Genomic DNA, 23,560 nt, shown 5'->3' with positions numbered 1-23,560 from the left:
CAGGGGAGAGCCGGGTGTCGCACAATGCCCGAAAGACTATTTTCTCAACTTAACTCGTACAAACCTATGCAAAAATTCCTACGCTGCTGTTCGCACCGGCAAAACGTATGGCGTTGCTTTTCGCTTCCTTTGCTTTGTCTGCTAACGGTTTCGCTGGCTCAGGCCAGCCTCACCTTCGGGCAGGAACTTCTTCAGAGCCGGGTTTCCCTGTCGGTTCGTAATGCTGCGCTCGGGTCGGTGCTGACGCAGCTCGAAAGTCAGTCGACCCTGAAATTTGTGTATGCCGGTACCCTGATCGGCGACGAAGACCGGGTCAGCGTGTCGGTACAGAACCAGCCGCTGAGCCAGGTGCTCGACCAGCTGCTGAAACCCCGGCAGCTTCAGTACACATTAGCCAAAAACAACCAGGTCATCATCCGGCGCGGCACGGCGCAACCCCAGGCTACCGTAACCGGACAGGTCACCGACGCCCAGACCGGCGAAGGCCTGCCGGGCGTTAACGTACTGCTTCGGGGAGCGGCCAGCCGCGGTACCACCACGGACGTGAACGGGCGTTATTCGCTCAGCGTGCCGGATGGGGCTGCCGAGCTGACGTTTTCGTTTGTCGGTTACCTGCCGCAGACCGTAACGATTGGCAGTCGCTCGGTGGTGAACATTCGCCTGGCCGTCGATGCGCGAAACCTGAACGAAGTGGTTGTGACGGCGCTGGGTATCAAACGCGAAGAAAAAGCGCTGGGCTACTCGACCCAGAAGCTCGATGGCTCGGCCGTAACCGATGCACCCGCCAACAGCGTGGTCAACGCCCTGTCGGGGAAGGTAGCGGGGCTGAACCTGACCAAAACCGACGGGCCCATGGGCAGCAGCCGCGTAACCCTGCGTGGCGAAAGCATCCTGGACCTCAACTCGCCCGGTGCGCTGATCGTGGTCGATGGTGAACCGATCAACACGGGCTTTCAGGGCGTGGGCCACGGCGCTTACCTGGGTGGCGATTCGCCGGTCGACTTCGGGAGTGCCCTGACCGATATCGACCCGAACAACATCGAATCCATCAACGTGCTGAAAGGACCGGCGGCTTCGGCGCTCTACGGCTCGCGGGCGGGCAACGGTGCCATCATCATTACCACCAAAAGCGGCAACCGGGATCAGAAAGGCATCGGGGTTACGCTGAACAGCTACATCAGCATCGATGACATCAACCGCTGGCCCGACTATCAGTACGAGTACGGACAGGGCACCGCTGGTCAGAACTACTATTCGTACGGCACCACCGCCGACGGTCCCGGCACACAGAGCACCAGCTCGGCCTGGGGACCCCGCTTCGACGGGCAGTCCTTCTACCAGTACAACTCACCCCGCGACGCCAGTGGAAATTTCACCGCCCGCACACCCTGGGTTCCCTACGAAAACAACCGCCGGGATTTTTTCCGCAAGGGCGTAACACTGTCCAACAACGTCTCGATCAGCAACAACGGCGAAAAAGGCACCACGCGGCTTAGTATCTCGCACCTGAAAAACGACTGGATTCTGCCCAATACCGGCTACCAGCGGATCAACATCGGATTCTCTAACCAGACGCAGGTTTCGCGGAAACTGTCGGTCAACGCCAAGATCAACTATTACAACAAGTTCAGCGATAACCTGCCTACGACCGGCTACAACAACCAGTCGATCATGTACTTCCTGGCCTTCCAGAACCCGAACATCAACCTGGACTGGTACAAGCCGTACTGGCTGCCCGGCCGCGAAGGGGTCGAGCAGAACCACCCGTTCAGTTCGCTGATCGACAATCCGTACCTGATTTCGTACGAGATGCTCAACAAGTCGAACCGCCACAATATCACGGGCAACGTATCGGCTACCTACAACATCGTCAGGAACCTGGACCTGACACTGCATGGTGGCCTGGACGCGGGCTACGAGTTCCGGTCGCAGCAGCGGCCCAAAAACACCCAGAAGTTTCAGGAGGGCATGTACCGCCAGCAGAACGTCTTCAACGTAGAGACGAATACCGACTTCCTGCTGCGCTACAAACTGCAACCCACCGCCGACTTTCAGGTAACGGCCAATGCGGGCGGTAACATCCTGATTCAGTCGCAGAAGTTCACCAACCAGCTGGCCGACCGGCTCGTTATTCCGGGTGTATATAACCTGGCCAACAGCGAACAACTGCCGCTGACCCGCAGCGACCAGGCCGAGAAACGCATCAACAGCCTGTATGGGTTCGTGAACCTGGCCTATAAGAACCTGGCGTTCCTCGACATTACGGGCCGCAACGACTGGAGCAGTACCCTGCCCCAACAGAACAACTCGTTCTTTTACCCATCGGCTACGCTGAGCCTGATTGCCTCCGACATGCTGACGATGCCGGCCTGGATTAGCTACGCCAAGTTCAGGGGCGCGTTTGCCAGCGTAGGCTACGACGCCCGCCTGGGCACCTACAACCTGGAAAAAGTATACGAGCCCGGCGTGTTTCCGGGCGAGCTGGAAAACCCCAACATCATTGCCAACCCCAACCTGCGCCCCCAGCGCAACAACTCGGTAGAGGTCGGTACCGAATGGCGGCTGCTGAAAAACCGGCTCTCCTTCGATCTGACCCTCTATCGGCAGCTCACCATCGACCAGATTCTGTACGCGCCGGTCGAGTACGCATCGGGCTACAACTCGTCGCTGATCAACATGGGTAAGGTGGTCAACAAGGGCGTGGAGCTGACCCTGACGGGCAGCCCCCTCAAAAGCCCGCGCGGCCTGACCTGGGACATTACGCTGAACTGGGCCATGAACCGCAACCGGGTGCAGGAGCTCAACAACGGAACGGGCAGCGTGGTGCTGGCGCGCTACGTCGGTAGCCGCGTCACGGTAGAAGCCCGCGAAGGACAACCCCTCGGCGAAATCTACGGGCTGGGCTTCCGGCGCGCGCCGGATGGGCAGATCGTGTACGACAAAAACGGCTACCCGCTGCTGACCGAGCAGTTCATCAATATGGGGAATGCAACGCCCAGGTGGCGGGGTGGGCTGGCCAACAATTTCCGGTACCGGGGCTGGAGCCTGTCGGTGCTCATCGACCGGCAACAGGGCGGTAAGGTGTACTCGCTGACCAACTCAGTGCTGGGTGAGCAGGGGAAGATCAAGGCTACGCTGCCAGGGCGGTACGACGGTATTATCGGGCCGGGCGTAACCCAGGCCACCGACGGTTCCTACGTGCCCAATACCACCAAAGCGACCAACATCGTAACCTATTACAGCAAGATCTACGGGCGCGACAACGTAGAAGCCAACGTCTTCGATGCCACCTTTACCAAACTGCGGGAGGTTCGGCTGGCCTATGCGTTTCCGGCTAAGCTGCTCGGCAAATCATTCCTGCGGGGCGCCAGCATCGGCGTGTACGGGCGTGATCTGTTCAACTGGACCGCTTTCCCGGCTTTCGACCCCGAAACATCGACCCTCGACAACTCGACTATTACGCCGGGTCTCGAAATCGCCCAGTTTCCGTCGACCCGTACGATGGGCGCTAACCTGACTATTTCATTCTGATCGATGGCCTCGGCCACACATTATTTATGAACCTCATCACGCGAACAATACTGGGCCTGGGGTTGCTGGCTGCGGCCGGCTGTACCCGCCCTATGGAAGACCTGCTGCACGATCCGGAAGCTGTAACGACGGCTACCTCGGGTAGTTTTCTAAACACGGCTGTCCTCAATGGTGTCAATATTGGACTGAGCCGCAGCCACCGGCTCAATAATGAACTGATGCAGACAACGGTGTCGCTGACCGACGGGCAGTTTCACCGCTACGTGCTGATCCCGAGCGAGTCGGACTACCTCTGGAACAACTATTACCTGACCCTGACGAACGTACAGGACATGTACAACCGCGCCCGGGAGGCCAGCAACCGCAACCACATGGCCGCGGCCCTGACCCTGCGGGCCTGGCTGTATCAGAACCTGACCGATACCTACGGCGATATCCCGTATTCGCAGGCGCTCAAAGGCTATCCGGAGTATATCATATCGCCCCGGTTCGACACCCAGGAGCAGATCTACGCCGATCTGGTGAGCCAGCTCGACTCGGCCAACGCGCTCTATGAGGTGAGCAAATCAATGGCGCCCGGTACCGATGTGCTCTACGGCGCCGAACAGAGTGCGGCCGGTACCCTCAAATGGAAACGGTTCACCAACTCGCTGCGGCTGCGGCTGCTGATGCGGGGCGAAGCCAAATCGCCCGCGTTCCGGCAGCAGATCCGGAACATGCTGGCTAACCCGGCGCAGTACCCGCTGATGAGCACCGTCGACGAAAGTGCGACGCTCAAATTTACCGGTACCAACCCGCTGCTGAACCCCTTCGCCGATGACCGCGACTATGATTTCAATGGATCGAACGCCTACGCGGAGTTTTTTATCGGGCTGCTCAACAGCTGGCAGGACCCGCGGCTCGATGTCTGGGCTACCAAAGTCAGTGGCCGGTTTGTGGGCGTACCGAGCGGCTACTCGCTGGGCGACGCGCCGAAAATAGCCGCTATCGCTTCGTCCCGGATCAATAAAACGCTGAAAACATCGCCCCTGCTGGGCACGATCATGCAGTATGCCGAAACCGAGTTCCTGCTGGCCGAAGCCGCCCTCAAGGGCTACAGCGCCGATTCGCCCAAAGACCACTACGAGAAAGGCATTCGGGCGTCGATGGGCTACTGGGGTGCCGTGATGCCTGCCAACTACCTGACCCGGCCGGGCGTAGCCTATACCGGCTCGTTCGAGCAGATCATGAACCAGAAGTACGTAAGCCTGTTTTTTACGGAGATGCAGCAGTGGGCCGAGTACCGGCGAACCGGTTTTCCGGTATTGCCGAAAGGACCGGGGGTTGAAAACAACGGTCAGATGCCCGCCCGGCTGGCGTATCCGCTGTCGGTACAGTCGCTGAACCGCGCCAATTACGACGAAGCAGCCGCCCGGATCGGTGGCGACAATATCAACGCAAAGGTCTGGTGGGCCAACTAACAAAACCAATGATAAACCGACGACATTTTCTGCGGCAGTTTGGCTGGTCGGGCGCGGCCCTGACCACCGCACCGGCTGCCCTCGCCAACCCGGATTCAGCCACCCGCGCTGCGGTTACCAGCCTGAACGGGCGCGTAACCGCCAGCGGAAACGGGATTGCCGGTGTGGCCGTCACCGATGGGTATACCGTTACCACGACCGACTCGGCCGGTCGGTATACGCTGGCTGCCGACAAAGGGGCTGAATTTGTGTACATCAGTCTACCGGCGGGCTATGCCTTCCCGAACGAACGCGGTCTGGCCCGGTTCTTTCAGCCCATTACGGGGGGCGGCACGCTGACGGCCGACTTCCGGCTGGAACGGCTGACCACCGATGATCGGAAACATAACTTCATTGTCTGGGCCGACCCGCAGATTATCTCCAGAAAAGACGGGGAGCTGCTAAAAACCCTGTCGGCACCCGACACGCGGGATCTGGTTGCTTCGTATCCGCAGGGCACCCTTTTCCACGGGATTGGCTGTGGCGACCTGGTTTGGGATCACTTCGAGCTGTACGACGATTACAAAGCCGCCATAGCGATTACCGGCGTTCCGTTTTTCAACGTAATCGGTAACCACGACCTGGACCTCGACGCCCGCACCGACGACTATTCGGCAAAGACCTTCAAGCAACAGTTTGGCCCGACTTATTATTCGTTCAACCGCGGCCAGATTCATTACGTGGTGCTTGACGACGTGTTTTTCATCGGCACTGCCAAGAAATACATCGGCTACCTGACCGAAACGCAGTTGCACTGGCTGGAGCAGGATCTGAAGCTGGTCAGGCCCGGTTCAACGGTGGTGGTCAGCCTGCATATTCCTACTCAGACCGGCCATAAACGGCGGGAACAACTGAAAGACGACGAACTGGGTGGCACCGTTTCCAACCGCAAACAGCTGTACGAACTGCTCAAGCCATTCCGGACGCATATCATGTCGGGCCATACGCACGTCAACGAGAAATGGGAAGACGGTAGCGTGATGGAGCACGTGCATGGCACCGTATGTGGCGCGTGGTGGTCGGGCCCGATCTGCAGCGATGGCACCCCCAACGGTTATGGCGTCTACGAAGTTGACGGGAGCGAGATTCGCTGGTATTACAAAAGTACCGGCCAGCCGCGCCAGCACCAGCTCCGCATCTATCCCAAAGGACGGCTGAAAGAAACCCCGGCCCTGGTTGCGGCCAACGTCTGGAACTGGGACCCCGCCTGGAAAGTAGAATGGCTGGAAGATGGCGTGCTGAAAGGAAACATGCAGCAGCAAACGACCCTCGATCCCTGGGCCGTTGAGCTATATGCCGGGCCTGAGTTGCCGAAGAAACACAAGTTCGTGGACCCCTCAAAAACAGATCACCTGTTCGTGGCGGAGCCATCGGCCAGTGCCCGACAGATTACCGTTCGGGCAACGGATCGCTTCGGAACGGTATATACCGAAACCCTCTCGATGGTGTAAAGCAACAGGGGAGCAGATATAGCGTATGGTTCTGTCGGGTCTGGTCGATCTGGCAGAACCATACGCTTTTTTTTGTCGAGAGCTTGTACCAAACTGAACCACAGAAACTGCCCATTATTCCCGCTTACACGGATGCGCAACCGCCTAATCAGGCCAGGCGGGTGACTTTTGTCACGAAACCGGAACCCTGAAGCACGTAGGTTTGCCGCAGGCCGTTGGCTAATTGGGCGGCTGGCCCACAGGGGCTTTCGGTTTCTGAATCAGCAGCCGGGGTAACTATATCGGTACCTGCCGGGTTAATTTACCAGGTCAGACAGCCCGATCGGGGCGGCCGAACCGCTTAAAAACGTCATTTGTATGGTCAAAGGCACCAAACTCTATAGCATCGTATTCAACAAATGTCCGCGTTGTCAGCAGGGCGATTTCTTCGTAACGAAGAGCGCCTTCAACATCCGGAATTTCGATAAGATGCACACCAGCTGCCCCGTATGCGGGCAGAATTATACGCCCGAACCGGGGTTTTATACCGGCTCGATGTACGTCAGCTACGCCTTTTACGTAGCGACTATCGTCAGCTCGTTTGTTTTGTTCGTGGCCATGCTGGGGTTCGATGAGATCGACCTGCTGATCGGGCTGATTCCGGCGCTGATTATACTGACCCCACTGTTTTTCCGGCTGGCCCGGCGCGTCTGGATCAATATGTTCGTGCCGTACGACCCGACAGCTGCCAGCCATCCTCATTCGGTGAGCGGCCGGTGAGCCGGACTCCGCTGCGTACAGCCCGTGATCAGGGTTTTGCCGGTGAGAGCAGTTCGCCTACTTCAAAGCTGACCGTTACCCGATCGGCGCTGGTATGGAGCAGCGGGTGCCGGAACGGATTCAACGGCAGTTCTTCGTCGTAATTATCCATGATACGCTTACGCGGAATCCGCACCAGAACCGTATCGGGCAGTCCCCGAACGAGTTGGGCCGGCCCTTCTACCTGCAGGGTACGCGGGGTCAGGTTGATCACGCTCGACACCATGTAGCGGGGCGCCATATTGATGTGCAGGCTGTCGGCAACCAGCTGAACGGTTTTGGTCAGCCGCTTGTCGAAGTGCATATCGAGCGTATCGGCCACGACATAGTTGACCCGCAGTTTTTTTACCTGTTCGGCCAGGGCAGCCGCCAGCGACGAAGTATTGATAATGGAAGCCTGAAGCGGGTTGGCAACGACATAATCGACCGGATCGACCCGAAACGGCAGCCACGAGTGGCGCAGCAGGCCCCAGCCGTCGCTCGATACGTTTACCATGACCGTACGCGGCAGGGGGGAGGTAGGCACGTACAGCGAGTCGTTATAGACAAAATGAATGGGGTACTCGACATTGAGCGTATAGCCCGGTTTATTGAGGGCGTTCAGCAGCCAGAATACAGCAGCCACGCCCAGACACAGCACGACTTTGGCCAGTTGAACCGAACGTTTTCTACGGGTAGAATTCACGGGATAAAGAGAGGATACGTGAACGGCTGAAACGCCCACAGGAGCCGTCTGCAGCGATCGGCTTGCCTGTGGGCGTTTCAGCTTACTGTTTTTCGTCGGCGGGTTTGGCGCTGGCCTCGCGTGAGATCGAACTCTTCTCGAAGGTCATCTTAACGCCCCGGTCCACTTCAAGCGTAACCGTTGTGCCCTCCACCGACGCAATGCGGCCGTGGAGTCCGCCAATGGTGACGACGTTGTCGCCTTTTTTAAGGTTCTCGACAAAGTTTTTCTGGTCTTTCTGCTTCTTCTGCTGCGGACGGATCATGAAGAAATAGAAGACGACAATAATGCCTCCCCACAGCAGTACATTCGCAATCATAGACGAGTTACCGGAGGGGATTTGTAAAAGAACAGCGTACATAGGTAGGTAGATTAGTTAACAGGGAGCGGGTGCGTACCCGAGGTACAGGTTAGGAGCGCGTTGAGTCCGGTTTGGGGCTGACCATGGCTTTGAACTGCAGATCGGTCATGGCCGGGTCGGTATTGGCAAATACGGTAATCGTTTTGTTTTGCTGGCCTATTTTGCCGCGGCTGTTAAAGCGTACCTTAATGGACGATTTGGCGCCGGGGGCAACCGGTTCGCGGGGCCACTCGGGGGTCGTGCAGCCGCAGGAGGCCGTAATGTTGTTGATAATCAGTGGAAATTCGCCCGTGTTGGTAAAGGCGAAATCATGCTCGACGGTATCGCCTTCGGTTAGCTGGCCGAAGTCATAGATGCCAGTTTCGGCAAAGGTAATCTTTGGCATTTTGGCCGACGCGGTGGCCTGTGCCGTTTGGCCCTGCTGCCGGTTATCGCAGCTGAACTGGCTACAGCCCAGGCCGGCAATAGCCACAACAAAAAGCCAGTTTCTGAGGAGCATGGGAAGCGTGTTCTCGTTTTCGGCTTTCGGGCGGGCAGCGTAGTATGAACAGGCCGCTGACCCGAAAGCCGAAAACTGGGTTGGGTGATTATGCGTTTTGTTGCTTGATCTGGGCCATCAGACGATCAACGTCTTCCAGCAGCCGTTCGGCTTTTTCGCGGGCATCGTTAACGACCCGCTGTCCTTCGTTTTTAGAGAGGTTTTCGGGCAGGTCGGCCGACTCCATCAGGTCGTTCAGCAACTGCTCGATCTGCTCCCGGTATTTCGACAGCCGGAACGACAGCTTGTCGCGGGTGATTTTTCCCTCTTCCGGGGCGTACAATAAGCCAATAATGGCACCGGAAATCATACCGGTCAGCAGAAATGTTAAATCGCGGCTTATGCGGCTCATTTTTCTAAAAGGTTTCGGTGTTCCGTCTTCGGTATGCTGTTGCTTCAGCGCCACTTGGTCGGCCGGTAGTAAACCGAAAACCGAAGCCGGAAAACGCAGTAACGATACGCTTATTTGTTATCCAGCAAGCCCCGTCCGCTCTTGCGAAGGCGACCCGACGCTTGGAGTTTTTCGGACAGGTTATCCAGAATTCCGTTGACAAACTTACCGCTTTTGGGCGTACTATAGGCCTTGGCCAGTTCGATATATTCGTTAATGGTAACTTTGATCGGGATGTTAGGGAAACTCAATAGCTCACACACAGCGAGTTTCAGAATGATCCGATCCAGCAGGGCGACCCGCTCCACATCCCAGTTCTGAAGCTGTTCGGCCAGGAGTTGTTCGTAGTCGGCATCGTTTTGCAGCGACTGCTCGAACAGCGTGTTCAGAAACCGCTCGTCTTCGTCCCAGTCGTCGGTGAGGGGTTCGAGTTGCAGACCCGTAGGGCTCTGCGCCGACTTAAGGGTCCGGATGGCCAGCCCCCGCACCACCTCGCTGTTTTCGGTCCAGCTCAGGTCGATCTCGGCCAGGTGATCGCGGATGGTTTCGTGCTTGAAAATCAGCGAACGCAGGACATACTGAGCCAGCGCCTGGTCTTCTTCCGTCGTATGGGTACGCTGGGCGCAGTAGGCCCGGTAGGTATCGTCGGTTTTCAACGCTTCCCGCAGTGCCTTGCGAACAAAGCCCAGGTCTTCGGTCCACGACACCCCGTGCCGCACCGCTTCATTCCGCAACGGCTGATGGTCGGCCAGCGCCTGAATAACGGTATTGTCGTTGAGGGTCGACTCGAACGGGAAAGGCGCTTCGTCTACATCGCGATACTGGCGTTCGCTGTCGATGCGGGCCGCGTGGGCCAGTTCAACCAGCAGCAGCAGCACCCGCAGGTAGTCGTCGTAAATACCGTTCACCTGCTTGATCATCATTTGCGCCAGGTGCTGCCGGTCTTTCTTGGTCCGAATCCGGTAGAAGACCAGACCGTCGTTGGCCGCTTTGATCACCTTGGTCGGTGCATCGTCGTCCTGAGCGGGCTGATCGGTTTTAATGGCTTCCTCGAACAGCAGGCCGGCCAGTTTCCGGTACCCTTCGAGCTGCCGCTTGTTTTGCGGCTCCATCGAGTTCAGGTCGGGCTGAAACAAGTCGTCGATACCGTCGAGAGCCAATTGCTGGTTTGAAGATTCAGCCTGCCGAAGCGCATAGAGCGCCTGCATGACCTTGATTCGGAGTAATCGCCTGTTCAACATCCGCCTTACACTAGTTATTCTACCGATAAAAAAAGAACTGTCGTATGAATTGCAAAAATACGGCCTATTCCGTAGTTTTCCCAATCACTGCCGTTCTATGAACTAACCTATACCTTCCTTCCTCATGTTCCTGTTTACCCGACGAGCCCGCGGTTTGCGAACCGTTGCTGCGCTATGTTGCCTGGTTGCCGTAAGCGCCTGCCAGACAACGGCCCCCGCTTATTTTCAATCCCAGTCCAACTCCGTCAGCCAACTGGCTGCTCCGGAACTTCTGACGGCCCCGACCGATTCGCTGCCCAAGTCTACCCCTTCCAACGCCCTGACTTCGCCCGATGATAAACCGGCTGTCGTACTGGCAACAGCTTCTGCGCCTGTGGGAGCTTCTGGTAAACGACCCGTCCGGCATCTCAACCCCGAAGGTCGCTCCCGGCGGCAGATCCGGCGGCTGATCGATCTGATGCCGATGGCGCACGTGCCGGTGCATACCGAACAGATCGACCGCCATAGCCCGGTCCGGAAAACCCACCCGATGGGACTGGCGGCCCTGGGGCTGGCCGTCTTATCGTACGGCTCGCTACTGGTGGGCGGCAGCACGCTGCTCTGGGTCCTGAGTCTGGTATTCCCGCTGGCGGCCGTGCTGATGGGGGTCGCCAGTCTGACGGCTATTCACCGCAACCGGGATCGGTATCGGGGCAAAGGCTGGGCCATGGCGGCTATTGTTGTCGGCACCGGAGCTATGGGGCTGGCCCTGGTTGCGGTAGCGGCCCTGTCGGTATCCCGGGTTGTGTGGGAGAAGTAGTGCAACCTTTTGACCTACCCTGTCGTTAGCCCATAAACGCAGTTTGGCTGTCTTGTGAAAGCACTTTCCTATCTCAATAAATACCTCCTCAAGTATAAGTGGTACCTGATTCTGGGGGGCGTATTTACCATCATTTCCAACCTGTTTGGCATTTTTCCGGCGCAGCTGGTGCGGTATGCGCTCGACCTCGTTCGCGAAACGCTCGACATCTATTACCTCTACGACCAGTCGCCGTTACAGGCTTCGCTCTATGACGTCTTCGCGTTTAGCCTGCTGCTGTTTGCGGGTGGAACGCTGGTGCTGGCGCTGCTGAAGGGCTTTTTCCTGTTTCTGGTCCGGCAAACGCTGATCGTGATGTCGCGCCATGTGGAGTATGACCTCAAAAACGAAATTTATGATCATTACCAGACCCTGCCACTGAGTTTCTACCGGCAGCACAATACCGGCGATCTGATGGCCCGCATTTCGGAAGACGTCAGCAAGGTCAGGATGTACGTTGGCCCCAGTATTATGTATGGCCTCAACCTGATCGTGCTGTTCGTGCTGGTCATCACCTACATGGTCAGCATCAACGCCCGCCTGTCGCTGTACGTGCTGCTGCCGCTGCCCATACTATCGGTAGCTATCTATCTGGTCAACAACATTATTATCCGGCGTTCGGAGGAGATTCAGCGGTCGCTGTCGCGGCTGTCGACCTACGTGCAGGAGGCTTTTTCGGGCATACGGGTGCTGAAGGCGTTTGTGCAGGAGCAGAACTCAGCGGCCAAATTCGAGCTGGAGAGCGACGAGTACCGGCAGAAATCCCTCAGCCTGACGCGGGTCGATTCGCTGTTTTTCCCCATCGTGGCCATTCTAGTGGGGCTGAGCAATATTCTGGTCGTTTACGTTGGCGGGCAGGAGATTCTGGCGGGTCGGCTGACGCCCGGTAACATCACCGAGTTTATCCTGTACGTGAACATGCTGACCTGGCCGGTCATGGCGCTCGGCTGGACAACGAGCCAGACCCAGCGGGCCGCAGCCTCGCAGGAGCGGATCAACGAGTTTCTGCGCATCAAAACCGACATCGTTTCGCAGAAGGACGTGAAGCGCGAGATCGCGGGCGGCATCGAGTTCAAAAACGTTCGGTTCGTGTACCCCGATTCAGGCATCGTAGCCATCAAAAACTTCTCGATGCGCGTACGGGCGGGTGAAACCGTGGCGATCCTGGGCACAACCGGCTCGGGCAAAACGACGCTGGCCAACCTGCTGACGCGGATGTACGACGTCTCGTCGGGTGAGATCCGGATCGATGGAGTGCCGCTGAAAGACTATAACCTGACCAGCGTTCGGGAGCAGATGGGCTACGTACCGCAGGATGTGTTCCTCTTCTCCGATACCATTAGCGACAACGTACGGTTCGGCAAACCCAACCTGCCCCAGGAACGGGTCGAGCAGGCCATTCGCGATGCCGACCTTTACCAGAACGTAATCGAGTTTCCGGAGCAGTTCGACACCCGCGTGGGCGAGCGGGGCGTTACCCTCTCGGGCGGTCAGAAACAGCGGCTGAGCATTGCCCGCGCCATTGCCCGCGATCCTAAAATCCTGATTCTTGACGACTGTCTGTCGGCGGTCGATACCAACACCGAAAATATCATTCTCAACAACCTCCGGCGCATCATGGCCGACCGGACTTCGGTGGTTATTTCGCACCGCGTCTCATCGGCTAAACTCGCCGACTACATCATCATGCTCGACGAGGGCGAGATCGTTGAAGAAGGCACCCATACCGAGCTGATCAGCCGCAACGGCGCCTATCGCGAGCTCTACGAAAAGCAGCTGCAGACCGAGGAGGTTTAAGTGATTTACGAACTATGATGTACGGCAGGGCGGAGGTATTTCGGTATCTTCGCCCATACTGTTTGCAACAAAAGCGCCCGCGTGCTGCGGTGCCCTAAGTTGTTTGGCCATAGCTCGGGCTTACCTAGCCTATTAGGGGAGGCCGACGGGAGCCAGACCCTTACAATAGTTTCTGCGCTGGTGTTTAAACCCAGGGTTCTGAAACAAAACGCCCCCGGTTTTGGATTCTGACAGTATGCCGAATCAACTACGACTGGAATTATTTACACCCGTTCATGACGACCGACCCGTGTTTGTGTCGGGCTCGTTCAACGACTGGAATCCCGCCGATGAGGCCTTCCGGATGCAGCCCGACGGCGAAGGGCAGTACACGTTCACGTTCCCGGCCGATCGGTCGCTGCCCGAAACGGTTGATTATAAATACACCAAAGGCGGCTGGGATCATGTCGAACTGAGTTCGGCGGGAGAGGGTGTACCGAACCGGACTACGGGCTCGCGGCCCCATGCCGAACCCGATATCGTACCCCACTGGCGGTGGTTCGGGCAGGCGTTCAACCCCGAATTTCTGCCAAAACAGGTCGGCGAGGACTTTCACCTGCCCCAGCTCGACACCAACCGCCGGGTAACGGTCCTGCTGCCGCATGATTACGAAAATAATCCGGACAAGCGCTACCCGGTGCTGTACATGAACGACGGACAAAACCTGCTGGGCGAGGGCGTCGGCTACGGCAGCTGGCGCGTAGAAGAAAAAATGGCGATGCTGGCCAGTCGACGGCGCCATGATCTGATTATCGTTACCATCGATCATGGCGAAGCGCAGCGCCTGCAGGAGTACACCGTCGAGAAAACCCGCATGGCCGGTCGGGCGCGTGGCCGTGATTACCTCAAGTTCATTCGCGACACGCTCAAACCGACTGTCGACGCTAAGCTGCGCACCTTGCCCGATGCTGAACATACCGGTATCGGTGGCAGTTCGCTCGGGGGACTGATCAGCGTGTATGCGGGGCTGATGCACCCCGATGTGTTCGGGCGGCTGATGGTTTTCTCGCCCTCGCTCTGGATTTCGCCGAAAATCTACTTCGATGCCATTCGGTTCAAGGCACCCGTGCCGATGCGGGTGTTTGTGTACGGGGGCGCGGCCGAGTCGAAATACATGGTGCCTAATCTCGAACGGTTCAAAGAGTCGCTCGTGAAGCAGCAATATGGCGGCAACCCCATCGATATGTATTTGTCCATCTACCCCGACGGCACCCACGAAGAGGTTCACTGGAGTCGTGAGTTTCCGCGGGCTGTTGAGTGGTTATTTTACGGAGAACACCCATGATTATTGCCTACACGACCCAGGCGCCTACCACCGGCGACCGTATCATTCCCCTTGTACAAACCGATTCGCTGGCCGATCGGCTGGCGCAACTGGCCGACGAGCTGGCTGTTCCTGCCGATGTGCTGCAGCGCGATTGTAAGGCCGACGCCCGAGAAGTCGTGTCGGTCTACGGGCCCGGCGGTACCAAAACCTACCTGCTCGGGCTGGGCAAAAACCCGCAGGCTATGGACTGGCTGCGGGCTTTTCGCAAACTCATTTTCGATCAGAAAGCCAAACTGTCTGAGCAGGTGCGGGTAGACCTGGCCGATGCCGACGAGGCTACCGTAGAAGCGGTTGTGCTGGGTATACGCGCGGGTACCTACGACCTGCGGCTGTTTCAGACCGACAAGCCCGAACCGCCCACCTTCCTGACCGAGGCCGGCCGGCTGACGCTGGTGGTGGCGTCCGAGCGGCAGGAGGCCGTACAGACGGCCCTGAACCGGGCCGAAATCATCGCGCAGACGACCCGTCAGATGCTCGATCTGATGAACGCCCCCGCCAACCTGAAATCGCCCGGGCGGCTGGGCGACTGGGCCCTGGCGTCGGGTCGGGAGCATGGCTACGCGGTAACGGTGCTGAACCGGGCCGAACTCGAACGTCAGGGGCTGAACGCGTTGCTCAGCGTGGCGCAGGGCAGTGACGTGCCGCCCGTGCTGATCGTGGCCGAATACAAACCCGAAGGCGTAGACAAGGCGCCGACGGTCGGGCTGGTTGGCAAGGGCGTTACCTTCGATACGGGGGGCGTTTCAATCAAGGATTCGGCCAATATGCACCTGATGAAAAGCGATATGGGCGGAGCAGCCGCCGTGCTGGGAACGGTAGAGGTGGCCGCCAGACTCGGTCTTCCTGTTCACCTGATCGGTATCGTACCCGCCACCGAAAACTCGACCGACGGGCGTTCTACCAAGCCGGGGGATGTCATCACGGCCTATAACGGAAAAACCATCGAGGTGATCGACACCGATGCCGAAGGGCGGGTAATTCTGGCCGACGGGCTGGGCTACATGCTCCGCCATTACCAGCCCGATGTGCTGATCGACCTCGCTACGCTGACCGGTAGTGTGATCGGAACGCTGGGTTACCATGCGGCCGGCCTGTTTTCGAACAACGACGAGCTGGCCAGCCAGCTTACCGCATCGGCCGACCGCACCGGCGAACGACTCTGGCGCCTGCCCATATGGGATGTGTACAAAGACGACATCCGATCAGACGTGGCCGATGTGAAAAATTTTCATGGCAAACCCATCAACGGGGCCATTGCAGCGGCTAAATTCCTGGAGGTGTTTACCGAAGGGCACCCGGCCTGGGCGCACCTGGATATTGCCGGTATGGCCTTTGCCGATACCGAATTCGGCGCGCAGAAAAACGCAACGGGTTATGGGATTCGGCTGCTAATTGATTACTTGCGTACAATATCGACCAACGGCTGAGCTGGCCGAAAACCGCTCTCAACCTGTTTAGACCCTTAAATCAACGACGCCATGAGTCAGCTATCGTTTCTTTGCATTGCTACCTACTTCAAAGGACAGGAGTTTATGCGGGCCTGCAAGGAGCTGGGCAATACCGTTTATCTGCTCACCGATCAGAAGCTTGAACACGACGCCTGGCCCCGCGAGGCCATCGACGAATTCTTTTTTCTGCCCTCGCCGAGTAATGCCACGGCCGATCTGGACAATATGTTGATGGGGCTGGCGCATGCGATGCGGTCGCGCCGGATCGACCGGGTCGTAGCGCTGGATGATTTCGACGTCGAGAAAGCCGCGCTTATCCGGGAAACGTTTCGGATCGACGGAATGGGCCAAACAACGGCGCGCTACTTCCGCGACAAGCTGGCCATGCGGATGCGGGCGCAGGCGGCCGGCATCCGGGTGCCGGCCTTCAGCTCCATCTTTCATGATGAAACCGTTACGCAGTTTCTGCAAACCACCGAAGGCCCCTGGCTCATCAAGCCGCGCGCCGAAGCCTCGACCACCGGTATCCGGAAAGTGCACTCGCTGGACGAAGCCTGGCAGGTGATTCATACACTGGGCAACAACCGGCATAACTACCTGATCGAGCAGTTCAGACCGGGCCGGGTATACCACGTCGATTCACTGTCGGTAGAAGGGCGGGCCATGTTCAGCCGCGCCAGCCAGTACCTGGCTACGCCGATGGAGGTAGCGCACGGGGGCGGAGTATTTCGCACCATGACCCTGCCCAACGAGGCCCCCGACACCCAGGCCCTGTACGACATCAACAATTCGGTGCTGGAAGCGTTTGGCATGCGCTACAGCGCGTCGCACTCGGAGTACATCCGGGGCGATCACGACGGCGAACTGTATTTTCTGGAAACGGCCAGCCGGGTGGGGGGCGCGCACATTGCCGAGATGGTAGAAGCGGCTTCGGGCGTGAACCTCTGGCGCGAGTGGGCCAAACTCGAAACGGCCATGGCCCGCCACGAGCATTACGTGCCGCCTGTCGATGAGCCCCGCCATGCGGGTCTGATCGTGTCGCTGGCCCGCCAGCAGTGGCCCGATCTGTCGGGTTTTGCCGACGAAGAGGTCTGGTGGCGTATCAACAAGGAATACCATGTCGGGCTCATTATCCGTACCGAAGACCGATCGCGGATTCAGACCCTGCTCGACGACTACATGCACCGTATTTACGCCGACTATCATGCGTCGGCCCCGGTGCCCGATAAGCCAACGAGCTAGCCAACCGGTTGGGCCAGGCGGCTGTCAGGCTACGGGCTCGATCAGATCCCACAGATTACCGTACAGGTCCTCAAAAACGGCGACGGTGCCGTAGGGCATGGTGTCGGGCTGGCGAATAAAACGAACGCCCCGGGCCGTCATGGCATGGTAGTCGCGCCAGAAATCATCGGTATGGAGAAATAGGAAAACCCGGCCGCCGGTCTGGTTACCGACGCGGCTGAGCTGCTCGTCGGTATCGGCTTTGGCCAGCAGCAGGGCGCAGGAACCGCTGCCGGGCGGAGCTACCCGCACCCAGCGTTTGGTTTCGCTCAGGGGCGTATCTTCCAGCAGTACAAAATTTAGTTTCTCGGTATAAAACCGGATGGCGTCGTCGTAATCGGCAACAACGAGGGCCATATGGACAAGACGTTGATTCATAAGGTTATTGGTCTGAAGGCCAGCAACGGATTGGTTCGCTGACCGGTTGGCTTCGTTAGTCCGCTTTTTGGATCAGTCCCGTCATCATTTCTTTGAAGTAGTCGCCGTTATACGGGCCAAACCAGTTCATGTCGCGGGTTTCGTAGGTCGTTCGGTTGTAATACCGGTCGGGCGTGACGTAGCCGATGTAGCCACCGTTGAAGCTGGTAACGAGCAGGTTGAGACCCTTCTGGCGGGCTACGGGCTGTAGTTCCGCAGCCAGTTCGCCCGAGAAATCGCAGGGGGTGCTGACGAGTACGGTTGGGCCGATCCGCAGCGCTTTCAGGTCGGATGGGTAGTCGCCGTAGAGGGCGTAGAAGAGCCACGGCCGCACGCGCCAGTTGCCGATGATACGGGGGTGCGGTTCGCGCAAACCGAGTGGGAGTGTTAGCAGCGCCAGCGTCGAGTCAGAGCGGGACTGGATGGCAGGAACGGTACGCTCGATCCGCAGCGCCAGATCGCCGGCATAATTGCGAATCTCCTGAAAATCGGTGGTGCCGCGGGCCTGCGGACCCGTACTGCCGACCGGTCCGGCCAGAAACAGGGCAAACGTGGCTGCTTTCTTCTCTAGCCGGTCGACCAGGGAGCCCGGATAATCGCGGCTGAGGTAATCGCCATTGTCGCCGTTGAAGAGGGTCGCGTGGCCCGCAAAGGAACACAGCAGGGCCGAGGTGCCGTCGGCTTTTTGCAGCTTCACGAGCCGGATGGCCCCATCGAGCGGACCCGTTGGCCCCGAGAAACCGATGCGGTTGTAGATATGGTCCGTGGCGTCGGTCTGGCCGTAGCCGATCTGTACGGGGGCCAGACTGGCCTGCGCCTGTCGAATGGCGGAAAGAACACCGTCGGTGATTCGGCCGACCAGCTTTTCGTCATACCCCCCGGCGATCAACTGACCCACCAGCCCCGGTGCCCAGCCACCTACGCTGTTGTGGGAGTGAATAGCCCCTGTATAGATATTCTCCCAGCGCAGCCCAACCTCGGGTAAGCGTTTTTTGAGCTGTTCCACTACCGTAGGGGGCGTAATGAGCAGATCCAGCGCTACAACGGCCACGCGGGTGCTGCCGTTATCGAGAACGATGGCGCGGGCGTAAATTGAGTCGCTCACCACCCGCCAGTGACGGCCGCGCCGTTCGCCGTAGCCGCCGGTGGGGGTGGTATAGGGTGGGGTAATGTTGGCTTTGGCCCAGCCCGCCCGGATCGCGGTTCTGGCCGGGGCGGGCGCAGGGAGCTGAGCCAGCCGCTGCCGGGTCTGCGTATAGTAGGGCATCTGCCGGTAAGGCGTATCATCGACCGGAACCAGGCCGATGGCCAGTATAAACACCACGAGCAGAACCAGACCCAGAATGATTCGCAGAATAACACGCACAACCCGCATAGAAGCCTTCAGATAATGAAACCGGGACGCAAGCAACAAAAAAACTGGCGAACCCGAAAACATAAAAAAGGCACCAGGGATACCCCGATGCCTTTCAATACGCTGCCGGTTACCCGGCTCCTCAAACTAACTTCCCTATTACGTTAGTCCCATGTACCGAAAACGGGTCTGGCTACGGCCAAAAACCAACGTTCGGTTATTACCAGGGCGTGTGTAACTACACCTGAATTGGCTGGACGAAGATCAGCCAGCTTATGACTGCACCTGTACATACGCCTGGGTTTGTACTTCGGATTTACAAGCGGGAAAAAATTTTAAAAAAATACACACCGGCGGGTAAGTAGTCGTTTTAGGGCCTGTTTGAAGACGGGTCCCTATCTGCAAGCGGCAGGGAACGCAGCGAATCTGGTACTATCTGAATGACTTATGTAACTTTTAGGTAAATATGGATTAATACAGCTATGTTTCAAATCAATTAGCCTACTCAATTAGTAGTGTATGGCGTTGGCTGTTTTTACCGGTAGTCGACTGCCTGATTATGCTGAAAAACCGTCGACTCCTGCTCATTTTTGCGATTGTTTTTGTTGATGTCGTTGCTGCCAACGGTCTGGGTGCGCTGATCACCAAATACGTAGTGGCCCTGCCCCTGAAGCCGATGATGCTGACGGGCGGAACCGCGCTGATGCTGGGCATTCAGCTGGCGCTGTCGCCGGCTATCGGTCACTGGTCCGACAAGGCCGGTCGGCGGCCGGTGGCGATTGCGGTTACGATTACATCGTTGATATCCACCCTGTTTCTGTGGCCGCTGAAATCCTGGGGATATATCGTAAACCGATCCATGAAAGGCGGCACGAACGGTCTGTACGCTGTGATGCGGTCGGCGGTGGCCGATATTGCGCCGAAAGAGAAACTGCTGAACTGGTCGGGGGTGCTGAGTTTTATGGTTGGTGCCGGCTCGGCGGTAGGGGGTATGGTAACGGCTATTTTGCTGTACCTGTCGCCCGAGGCCCGTATCGATGCCATGCCAACCGTTATCGTACTGACCGCGCTGGGGGTGCTGAATATCGGGCTGGCCCTCTGCTTCAAAGAGACCAACGACGAAGCCGGTCAGGAGAAGCCCGAATTCAAAGCCATTGCCACCAAAGCCCTCAACGCGCTGAAAGTCATTACGCTCTGGCGCCAGCTCGACGAGTCGGAGAAAGAGGTGCCGGGTATCAAGCCGCTGTTCATCCTGAACATGCTGGCTACCCTCGGTTTCGGTTATTACGCGTTTTTTCTGGCTTTTCTGACCCAGAGTGATCTGAACATGGGTCCGCTCGACACGGCCTATTTCTTTACGTATTTCGGTCTGCTGGCGTTTATCTCCAACTACATTTTCTTCGAGTACATCGTCCACCGCATCAATAAGCGCAAGGCTATTTTTTTCATCGTAGGCACCAGCATTCTGCTGCAGATCGGCTACATGTTCTCCGAGTCGTCGGTAACGCTGCTGTACATCATTGCCGGTATCGATGCCGTAGTGGTATCGCTCATCGGTGGCCTGATCGGGGCCATGCTTTCGGTCGTAACCAAAGAAGGGGGCGGACAGGGCGAGGTGTTCGGTAACATTCAGGCCCTGGGCGGAGTGGCCAGTTTCGTGACGGCGCTGGTGAACAGTTTGTTGTCGGGGGTAAGCATGATCGCTCCGTTTATCTTTTGCGCGCTGAGTTCGCTGGTTGTGCTCTGGTGGACGATGCGCCTGCCCGACGATGCCCGAAAATATACCGATCGCATCGAAGCGGACCAGCCCACCGACGAAGACGACGAGCAGCCCCAGGCCATGCAGCCCGCCCGCGCCTGACTCCACGAGCCAATAAGCCCGGCCTGCTACGAAAACAGGCCGGGTTTTTGCATGTACACGGCTGGGCAACCCGCCCGCCCGGAGTTTTGCTTATATTTGCTCCCCCAATTACCCTCATCAACGGCTTCCAGAAATTAGTGAGCAGCGATATTCAGAATCGCTCAGTCGCTCAATCACTTAATCGCTCATTGTAAAAAATGCAGGTTCTCAAGTTCGGCGGTACGTCGGTTGGCTCGGTCGAGAGCATCAAACAGGTTCTTCAGATTATTGAACAGCACCGCCAGCAGGGCAATTCGATTGCGGTTGTCTTCTCGGCTATGGGGGGTGTCACCAACCAGCTTATCGAGATTGGCCGGATGGCCACTACCGGCGATACGGACTATATGGAGCTGGTTCGGCGCATCGAAGACCGGCATTTCAATGTAGTGAAAGCGCTGATTCCAGTTAAGGAACAGGGTAAAGTGTTTGCCCATGTTCGCGGTATCATCAATGAGCTGGAAGATCTGCTGCGGGGCGTTTCGCTGATTCGGGAACTGACGCTGCGGACGCACGACCTGATCACCAGTTTTGGCGAGCGTCTGTCGACCACCGTCATTGCCGAAGCGCTGAAAAGCCGCGGGGTACCGGCGCAGTTTCTGGACGCCCGCACGGTCATCAAAACCGACGCGCAGTTTGGCCAGGCCGAGGTAAACTACACGCTGACCAATCAGCTCATTCAGGATCACTTCGCCAAAACCACCGACATTCAGCTGGTCACCGGCTTTATCGGGTCGACGGAGAAAAACGAAACCACCACGCTGGGCCGGGGCGGGTCTGACTATACGGCCAGCATCATCGGAGCCGCGCTGAACGCCATCCTCATCGATATCTGGACCGACGTTGACGGCATGATGACCGCCGATCCGCGCAAGGTGCCGAACGCGTTCAACATACCCACCATCACCTACGCCGAAGCCATGGAGCTGAGCCATTTCGGGGCCAAGGTGATTTATCCGCCCAGCCTGCAACCGGCTTTTGCGCGCAACATCCCGATCCGGGTGCTCAACACGTTTAATCCCGAGCACGAAGGCACGGTGGTCAGTCGCACGGCCGAACGGCGTCAGTACACCATTACGGGTATTTCGAGCATCGATGATATTGCGCTGGTCAACGTACAGGGCTCGGGCATGATTGGCGTGGCGGGTGTATCGGCCAAGCTGTTCGGGATTCTGGCCACCCATAAGATCAGCGTTATTCTGATTTCGCAGGCCTCGTCGGAACACTCGATCTGCTTCGCCATCGACCCGCGCGGAGCCGAGCAGGTCAAACAGATTCTGGACACTGAATTTGCCACCGAGATTGCGCACGGCCATATCGACAGCATCGCCATCGAGCGCGAGCTGTCGGTCATTGCCACCGTGGGTGAAGGAATGCGGAAGTCGTCGGGTATTGCGGGTAAGCTTTTTTCGGTGCTGGGTAAAAACGGGGTCAATATCGTGGCCGTAGCGCAGGGATCGTCGGAGATCAATATTTCGGTCGTGATCAACAAGAACAACCTGTCCAAAGCCCTCAACGCCCTGCACAATATTTTCTTCCAGTCCGAAGCCCGCATGCTGAACCTGTTCATGGTCGGCACGGGCCTGATCGGGAAAGCGCTGCTGAACCAGATTCACGCGCAGACCGATTACCTGAGGCAGGAGAAACTGCTCAGAATCTGCGTCGTTGGCGTAGCCAATACCAAAAAGATGCTGCTCGACGTCAAAGGACTCGAGCTCGACGAGTGGCACGAACGGCAGCTTACCGACGGCGTAACGACCTCACTGCCCGCCTTCATCGAGAAAATAAAGGATTACAATCTCCCCAACTCGGTCTTCATCGACTGCACCTCAGACAAAGACATTGTTCAGCACTACGAATCGCTGCTCGACGCCAACATATCGGTCGTAACGCCCAATAAAGTGGCCAACTCGGGGCCGTATAGCGAGTACCGGCGGCTCCAGCGCACGGCCCTGAACCGGGGCGTGAAGTTTCTCTACGAAACCAATGTTGGCGCGGGTCTGCCCATCATCAACACCGTTCAGGGGCTGATGACGGCCGGTGACCGGTTTCTGAAAATCGAAGCCATCCTGTCGGGTACGCTGTCGTTTATTTTCAACACCTTCCGGCCCGGGTTGTCGTTTGCCGATGTGGTGCGCGAAGCGAAAGAGAAAGGCTATACCGAACCCGACCCCCGCGACGATCTGAGCGGGCAGGACGTAGCTCGGAAAATCCTGATTCTGGCCCGGGAGGCTGGTTTCCCGCTGGAACCCGACGACGTTACGATCAACAACCTGCTGCCGAAAGCCTGTCTGGATGCGCCTACCATTCCGGCCTTTTTCGAGGAGCTGGAGCGCAACAACGACTATTTCGAAAACCTGCTGACCCAGGCCGAAGCGCGGGGCGAGAAACTGCGTTTCGTGGCGGCCTTCGAGAACAACAAAGCCGTTATCGAGCTGCGGTCGGTAGGGCCGGAGCATCCGTTCTATCAGCTGACCGGCGCCGACAATATTGTGTCGTTCACCACCGAGCGCTACAAAGAGCGGCCGCTGGTCGTAAAAGGCCCCGGTGCCGGCGCCGAAGTGACGGCTGCGGGCGTCTTCGCCGATGTGGTCAGTATCGGAAGCTATTTGGCGTAACTTGCGTTAT

Annotated in this window: 18 protein-coding genes; 11 read left to right on the top strand and 7 right to left on the bottom strand. The window is 57.9% G+C overall.

The features are described 5' to 3' along the window. The first annotated feature begins 66 nt into the window (after positions 1–66). The 4 genes from EQG79_RS22410 to EQG79_RS22395 all read left to right on the top strand — a co-directional run bounded on the left by EQG79_RS22410 (position 67) and on the right by EQG79_RS22395 (position 7,240). The gene (locus EQG79_RS22410) at positions 67–3,531 is read left to right on the top strand and encodes a SusC/RagA family TonB-linked outer membrane protein (RefSeq protein WP_165358940.1); all 3,465 of its coding nucleotides are present in this window, start codon (positions 67–69) and stop codon (positions 3,529–3,531) included. A 26-nt stretch (positions 3,532–3,557) separates the two neighbouring features. Beyond that, on the top strand, positions 3,558–4,991 hold the full coding sequence (locus EQG79_RS22405) for a SusD/RagB family nutrient-binding outer membrane lipoprotein (RefSeq protein ID WP_129604216.1): 1,434 nt from the start codon (positions 3,558–3,560) through the stop codon (positions 4,989–4,991). A gap of 8 nt (positions 4,992–4,999) precedes the next feature. Next, positions 5,000–6,481 carry a calcineurin-like phosphoesterase C-terminal domain-containing protein gene (locus EQG79_RS22400; RefSeq protein WP_129604213.1) on the top strand — a complete coding sequence of 494 codons (1,482 nt, stop codon included), beginning with the start codon at positions 5,000–5,002 and terminating at the stop codon, positions 6,479–6,481. A 357-nt stretch (positions 6,482–6,838) separates the two neighbouring features. Further along, entirely contained in the window at positions 6,839–7,240 is a 402-nt protein-coding gene (locus EQG79_RS22395) for a DUF983 domain-containing protein (protein ID WP_077921504.1), read from the top strand. Between the two features lie 28 nt (positions 7,241–7,268). Here EQG79_RS22395 and EQG79_RS22390 read toward each other — a convergent pair whose 3' ends face one another. From EQG79_RS22390 to nusB, 5 genes are all read right to left on the bottom strand, one after another. Next, complete coding sequence (locus EQG79_RS22390; protein WP_077921502.1) at positions 7,269–7,964, bottom strand: YbbR-like domain-containing protein; 696 nt, start codon at positions 7,962–7,964, stop codon at positions 7,269–7,271. An 82-nt stretch (positions 7,965–8,046) separates the two neighbouring features. Then, complete coding sequence (yajC, locus tag EQG79_RS22385) at positions 8,047–8,364, bottom strand: preprotein translocase subunit YajC (RefSeq protein WP_077921500.1); 318 nt, start codon at positions 8,362–8,364, stop codon at positions 8,047–8,049. Between the two features lie 49 nt (positions 8,365–8,413). Further along, positions 8,414–8,863 (bottom strand): DUF1573 domain-containing protein, encoded by a 450-nt coding sequence (locus EQG79_RS22380; RefSeq protein WP_077921499.1) that lies wholly within the window; start codon positions 8,861–8,863, stop codon positions 8,414–8,416. 88 nt (positions 8,864–8,951) lie between these two features. After that, the gene (locus EQG79_RS22375) at positions 8,952–9,254 is read right to left on the bottom strand and encodes a YtxH domain-containing protein (protein WP_077921745.1); all 303 of its coding nucleotides are present in this window, start codon (positions 9,252–9,254) and stop codon (positions 8,952–8,954) included. Between the two features lie 110 nt (positions 9,255–9,364). Continuing rightward, positions 9,365–10,501, bottom strand: coding sequence for a transcription antitermination factor NusB (gene nusB / locus EQG79_RS22370; protein ID WP_129604210.1), 1,137 nt, complete (start codon positions 10,499–10,501; stop codon positions 9,365–9,367). 157 nt (positions 10,502–10,658) lie between these two features. Between nusB and EQG79_RS22365 the strand changes: the two genes are divergently transcribed. The 5 genes from EQG79_RS22365 to EQG79_RS22345 all read left to right on the top strand — a co-directional run bounded on the left by EQG79_RS22365 (position 10,659) and on the right by EQG79_RS22345 (position 17,225). Continuing rightward, on the top strand, positions 10,659–11,333 hold the full coding sequence (locus tag EQG79_RS22365; RefSeq protein ID WP_129604207.1) for a DUF4190 domain-containing protein: 675 nt from the start codon (positions 10,659–10,661) through the stop codon (positions 11,331–11,333). 54 nt (positions 11,334–11,387) lie between these two features. Then, positions 11,388–13,169 (top strand): ABC transporter ATP-binding protein, encoded by a 1,782-nt coding sequence (locus tag EQG79_RS22360; RefSeq protein WP_077921495.1) that lies wholly within the window; start codon positions 11,388–11,390, stop codon positions 13,167–13,169. A gap of 235 nt (positions 13,170–13,404) precedes the next feature. Then, entirely contained in the window at positions 13,405–14,493 is a 1,089-nt protein-coding gene (locus tag EQG79_RS22355; RefSeq protein WP_129604204.1) for an alpha/beta hydrolase-fold protein, read from the top strand. Then, positions 14,490–15,962, top strand: a complete 1,473-nt coding sequence (locus tag EQG79_RS22350) for a leucyl aminopeptidase family protein (protein WP_129604201.1) — start codon at positions 14,490–14,492, stop codon at positions 15,960–15,962. Before EQG79_RS22355 ends, EQG79_RS22350 begins: the two co-directional genes overlap by 4 nt. A gap of 51 nt (positions 15,963–16,013) precedes the next feature. Further along, positions 16,014–17,225, top strand: a complete 1,212-nt coding sequence (locus EQG79_RS22345) for an ATP-grasp domain-containing protein (RefSeq protein ID WP_129604198.1) — start codon at positions 16,014–16,016, stop codon at positions 17,223–17,225. 24 nt (positions 17,226–17,249) lie between these two features. Here EQG79_RS22345 and EQG79_RS22340 read toward each other — a convergent pair whose 3' ends face one another. Both EQG79_RS22340 and EQG79_RS22335 read right to left on the bottom strand, forming a co-directional pair. Further along, the gene (locus EQG79_RS22340; RefSeq protein ID WP_129604195.1) at positions 17,250–17,642 is read right to left on the bottom strand and encodes a VOC family protein; all 393 of its coding nucleotides are present in this window, start codon (positions 17,640–17,642) and stop codon (positions 17,250–17,252) included. 55 nt (positions 17,643–17,697) lie between these two features. Next, the gene (locus tag EQG79_RS22335) at positions 17,698–19,056 is read right to left on the bottom strand and encodes a neutral/alkaline non-lysosomal ceramidase N-terminal domain-containing protein (protein WP_129604192.1); all 1,359 of its coding nucleotides are present in this window, start codon (positions 19,054–19,056) and stop codon (positions 17,698–17,700) included. A gap of 538 nt (positions 19,057–19,594) precedes the next feature. Between EQG79_RS22335 and EQG79_RS22330 the strand changes: the two genes are divergently transcribed. Both EQG79_RS22330 and thrA read left to right on the top strand, forming a co-directional pair. Beyond that, a complete protein-coding gene (locus EQG79_RS22330; protein ID WP_129604190.1) occupies positions 19,595–20,896 on the top strand; it encodes an MFS transporter in 1,302 nt (433 codons plus the stop codon). 197 nt (positions 20,897–21,093) lie between these two features. Next, a complete protein-coding gene (gene thrA / locus EQG79_RS22325; protein ID WP_077921478.1) occupies positions 21,094–23,550 on the top strand; it encodes a bifunctional aspartate kinase/homoserine dehydrogenase I in 2,457 nt (818 codons plus the stop codon). Positions 23,551–23,560 lie beyond the last annotated feature (10 nt).

The sequence above is a fragment of the Spirosoma sordidisoli genome (genome assembly GCF_004138325.1).
Classification (GTDB): Bacteria; Bacteroidota; Bacteroidia; order Cytophagales; family Spirosomataceae; genus Spirosoma; species Spirosoma sordidisoli.
This window is presented reverse-complemented; position numbering and strand designations above follow the sequence as displayed.

Coding starts and splice junctions, on each gene's coding strand:
- thrA (WP_077921478.1), top strand. CDS start 21,094: ATGCAGGTTCTCAAGTTCGGCGGTACGTCGGTTGGCTCGGTCGAGAGC.
- EQG79_RS22335 (WP_129604192.1), bottom strand. CDS start 19,056: ATGCGGGTTGTGCGTGTTATTCTGCGAATCATTCTGGGTCTGGTTCTG.
- EQG79_RS22355 (WP_129604204.1), top strand. CDS start 13,405: ATGCCGAATCAACTACGACTGGAATTATTTACACCCGTTCATGACGAC.
- EQG79_RS22375 (WP_077921745.1), bottom strand. CDS start 9,254: ATGAGCCGCATAAGCCGCGATTTAACATTTCTGCTGACCGGTATGATT.
- EQG79_RS22365 (WP_129604207.1), top strand. CDS start 10,659: ATGTTCCTGTTTACCCGACGAGCCCGCGGTTTGCGAACCGTTGCTGCG.
- EQG79_RS22410 (WP_165358940.1), top strand. CDS start 67: ATGCAAAAATTCCTACGCTGCTGTTCGCACCGGCAAAACGTATGGCGT.
- EQG79_RS22350 (WP_129604201.1), top strand. CDS start 14,490: ATGATTATTGCCTACACGACCCAGGCGCCTACCACCGGCGACCGTATC.
- EQG79_RS22330 (WP_129604190.1), top strand. CDS start 19,595: ATGCTGAAAAACCGTCGACTCCTGCTCATTTTTGCGATTGTTTTTGTT.
- EQG79_RS22400 (WP_129604213.1), top strand. CDS start 5,000: ATGATAAACCGACGACATTTTCTGCGGCAGTTTGGCTGGTCGGGCGCG.
- EQG79_RS22380 (WP_077921499.1), bottom strand. CDS start 8,863: ATGCTCCTCAGAAACTGGCTTTTTGTTGTGGCTATTGCCGGCCTGGGC.
- nusB (WP_129604210.1), bottom strand. CDS start 10,501: ATGCAGGCGCTCTATGCGCTTCGGCAGGCTGAATCTTCAAACCAGCAA.
- EQG79_RS22340 (WP_129604195.1), bottom strand. CDS start 17,642: ATGAATCAACGTCTTGTCCATATGGCCCTCGTTGTTGCCGATTACGAC.
- EQG79_RS22395 (WP_077921504.1), top strand. CDS start 6,839: ATGGTCAAAGGCACCAAACTCTATAGCATCGTATTCAACAAATGTCCG.
- EQG79_RS22345 (WP_129604198.1), top strand. CDS start 16,014: ATGAGTCAGCTATCGTTTCTTTGCATTGCTACCTACTTCAAAGGACAG.
- yajC (WP_077921500.1), bottom strand. CDS start 8,364: ATGTACGCTGTTCTTTTACAAATCCCCTCCGGTAACTCGTCTATGATT.
- EQG79_RS22405 (WP_129604216.1), top strand. CDS start 3,558: ATGAACCTCATCACGCGAACAATACTGGGCCTGGGGTTGCTGGCTGCG.